This is a genomic window from Mesotoga infera (assembly GCA_011045915.1).
GTDB lineage: Bacteria > Thermotogota > Thermotogae > Petrotogales > Kosmotogaceae > Mesotoga > Mesotoga infera_D.
Genome location: DSBT01000294.1, coordinates 1 through 2,691, shown reverse-complemented (window position 1 = coordinate 2,691; position 2,691 = coordinate 1). Strand labels below are relative to the sequence as shown.

Annotated in this window: 2 protein-coding genes; both read right to left on the bottom strand. The window is 43.7% G+C overall.

Annotated features, from left to right (window positions below; all coding sequences use genetic code 11):
- Nucleotides 1-910 (bottom strand): class I SAM-dependent RNA methyltransferase (locus ENN47_09580; protein HDP78413.1); only part of this gene is annotated, 910 nt, incomplete at its 3' end.
- Nucleotides 910-2,538 carry an arginine--tRNA ligase gene (locus ENN47_09575; protein HDP78412.1) on the bottom strand — a complete coding sequence of 543 codons (1,629 nt, stop codon included), beginning with the start codon at nucleotides 2,536-2,538 and terminating at the stop codon, nucleotides 910-912. The genes ENN47_09580 and ENN47_09575, both read right to left, overlap by 1 nt.
- Nucleotides 2,539-2,691: the final 153 nt, after the last annotated feature.

The window sequence follows — 2,691 nt, the reverse complement described above, 5'->3', positions numbered from 1 at the left end:
TATATAGATCAAGAAGAGAATTGCCGACCGATTGTCCCATTTCATTCATAATATGCTGAATTATAAGCTCGGTAACTTCGAGATTATTCTGAAAAAAAGCAACAGGAGGAACTTCAAATCTCTGCGCCGCAAGTTCCTGTTCCAGGATACCCTCTCCAAAAAGAGTTCTTGAGACTCCCCTCATCACAACTCTGTCATTGCTGTTCATCAAGTGTACGAGAGTTGAAACCTCGCTCAGTCTCTTCTTCACACTATGTACTATATGCTCTTCATCCGGGAGGCGTTCACCCTTCGTAACAAGAATTGCCATGACGTGTCTCCGATTGCCTCTCAAAATCAGGTGCTTAAGTTCACCCTTCCCATTTGCCCTGTTGTAAGGTCTTAGAGAAGTCTTTCTTAGAATATCTTCAAAAACTGCTCTTGTCTTCTCGAAATCTCTCAAACCCAAGACACAATCCCGACAATTCACCGGAAGCTTGCTGTTCCTCCTGTAAAGACCGAGAGAGAGTCCCTTTTTTCCCTGATAGCAAACAAACTCCATTTTCAGCCTGTAGTTCACTTCTTTAGGAGAGGGAACAATCTCAAAGTTATCAACCTTGATCTTCCCGACTCTGCTGAACTGCTCTCGAATTATCTCTCTTTTCCAATGGAGCTGTTGAGAATACTCTAGTGTCTGCCAATCACATCCGCCACATAGTGGAAAGCTTCTGCATAGTCTTTCCCGTCTTGAACTCGAGGGAGTTACGATTCTCTCGGTTCTCATGAGGTGGAAGTCATTTTTTCCTTCACTTCGACTTGCAAGAACCACTTCTCCGGGGTATCCTCCGTCCAGCAATGCAATCTTGCCTTCACTGGTTCTGGCAAGGGAGTACCCTCCGGCAATAAGCTTCTCTATCTTCAGTTCTTCCATCACATGCTATCGGGGGCTTCTACTCCAAGTAGCCCTAACCCGGCTTTTAAAACATTCTGCAGAGCCTTGCACATTGCCAATCGAGCCCCGGAGAGAGCATGATTCTCAGGATCAACGATGATATTTTTGTTGTAGTAACCGTGAAATGCCCTGGACAGATCTTCCAGATAAGACGTCAGACGATTTGTCCTGTAGTCTGTCACTATAGAATCCAGAATCTCAGGGAAGATGGTCAACAGCTTGATGATTCTTCTGTCATCCTGAGTATTCAGCAGTTTCAATGAACTCGTTGATATTGCCACATTCTTCTCTTCCGCCGTTCTGAAAACATTACTGATTCTTGCATTAGCATACTGGACATAGAAGACCGGATTGTCATTTGACCTCTGTTTGGCGAGATCAATATCAAACAGCATATGCGTATCGGGATCAAACATTGCAAAGAAATACCTGGTTGAATCGACCCCTACAGCCTCAACCAATTCGTCAAGTGTCGTGAACTCTCCTCTTCTGGTTGACATCTTCACCACTTCGCCCTCTCTCTTGAGGTTTACATACTGGTGAATAATCACGTTCAAGAAACCATCATCAATATCGAGAGCTTTCATCGCTGCTTTCATTCGGGGTATGTGTCCCATGTGATCAGCACCCCAGATATCGAAAACTTTCGCGAACTTCCTCTCATGCTTGTTGTAGTGGTAAGCAATATCTGTCATGAAGTAAGTGTTGGTACCGTTTGATCTAACTAAAACCTTGTCATCATCTTCAACAAAGTTCGATACCTTAAGCCATCTCGCTCCTTCGGACTCGTATATCAACTTCTTGCCTTCCAGAGATTTGATAACGAATTCAACTGTTCCATCTTCAATAAGAGAACTCTCATAAAAGACATTTTCAAAGTCCACTCGAAGTCTCTTCAGGGTTTCCAAAATGTCTTCAAGCATCTTGTCGAGCGCATACTTCTTAAAGAAACTTTCTGATTCGCCGTTCCAGCGCCCTTTGAAGCGATCACCAACTTCATCCACGAGTCCTTGCGCAATCTCAACCAGGTACTCGCCTTGATAACCATCTTCAGGAAGTTCTTCTTCCCTGCCGAGGAGCTGATTGTACCTAACCCACAGAGATCTTCCAAGAAGCCCTATCTGTCGACCGGCATCATTTATGTACATCTCTTTTTGAACCCTGAAACCCCTCGAAGAGAAGACCCTGCATAGAACATCGCCTAATACTGCCTGACGTCCATGACCAACCGTAAAAGGCCCTGTTGGATTGGCACTGGCGAATTCGAACTGAATGTTTGTTTCGCCCCGTTTTTTCCAGAAGTTTGGCTCTTCAAAGATCTTCCCCAGCACAGAAGAGAGATAATCTATTGAGAAATCGACGTTTATGAACCCTGGCCCGGCGACTTCAACTCTACTGTAATCTGATTCATTTTGCAGCTTTTCGGAGATCGTAACAGCGATTTCTCTAGGACTCCTCTTGAGCGATCTTGAGAGAATGAAGGCAACATTGGTCGAGAGGTCACCATATCCTTCGGGAGGTATCTCAATCTTAAAATCGACTTCCTCTTCTACACCGAATTCTTCTAACAAGCACTTTATTGTACTCTCCAACTTTTCTTTGAACAAAGGTCACCTCCAAATTAGGGCAATATACCTTAGCATACAAAAGCATAACACCGCATTGTTGTGATATGGTTTAATCCACGTTTCCTCGAGCCAATAAACGTAATTGAAAGCTGGAACTTATATATGTATTATATTAGAGATAACCAAAACAAG